Source organism: Rhodococcus sp. LB1, from assembly GCF_001583455.1.
Lineage (GTDB): Bacteria > Actinomycetota > Actinomycetes > Mycobacteriales > Mycobacteriaceae > Rhodococcus_F > Rhodococcus_F opacus.
In genome coordinates, this window is record NZ_LTCZ01000360.1 from 1 (window position 1) to 821 (window position 821).

At 65.2% G+C, this 821-nt stretch carries 1 protein-coding gene; it reads right to left on the bottom strand.

Annotated features, from left to right (window positions below; all coding sequences use genetic code 11):
- A partial coding sequence (locus AZG88_RS35575; protein ID WP_061700437.1) for a cyclase family protein occupies positions 1 to 821 on the bottom strand: 821 nt, incomplete at both ends.

The window sequence follows — 821 nt, forward strand, 5'->3', positions numbered from 1 at the left end:
AGGGGGTCGAGGTCCCACAGTTCGCCGATGGGCATGCCGAGTAGCCCGATGAGGGCGCGGTGCATGATGCCTGCGTGCGGGTCTCCGGTTTCTCCGCGTTGTTCGGCGTCGGAGAGGAACGGCGTGCCCGGTTGCGCCGGCCAGCATTCGAAGGCGAAGTTGTCGGCCGCGACCATGGCGACGCGGTGGTTCCACAGCCATTCCACTACGTCCTGGCTTTGTAGCACTCCGGTGTGGAACTGCTTGTGCACGAGGTTTTCCCGCCACTCGAGTGTGCTGTGATTGCGGTAGTGGTCGAGCCAGCCGAACCGGATCAGGACGATATCGCCGGGGCTTATCTCGGTGCCCTGGTCGTGCAGGGCGGCGGTGATGGTGGCCAGTGGGACCGGTTGGCCGGCGGTGTGGTCGATCGGTGTGCCGGTCGCGGCCAGGTACCGGTCGACGTCGATGAGTACCGCTCGCCCGGCGATGGGGAGGTGGGTGAGGTGATGGATGCTCAGCGACTCGGTGCCGGGAGTGAAGGTATCTCCATCGGCGCCGTTGTAGAACCCGTGGTCGGGGTGGGCGATGTGGCGGAGCCCGTCGAGCTGAGACCCGTATTGGGTGTAGAAGCGGTCGAGCCATTCGTCGCGATGGAACGGTGTCCGTTGAAAGATGTGATGGATTAGTGGTTCTCGTGTCGGCGCCAGGGATGGTGCGATGATGTCGGAGCGGAGATCGAGTGAGAACGCCTGCCCGGCTCGCACGGAGTGCGCGGACCGGCTCAGGTCGGCGAGCCGGAGGAAGTTCAGCGTGCCGAGTTGGTCGTCGGGTCCGAACAG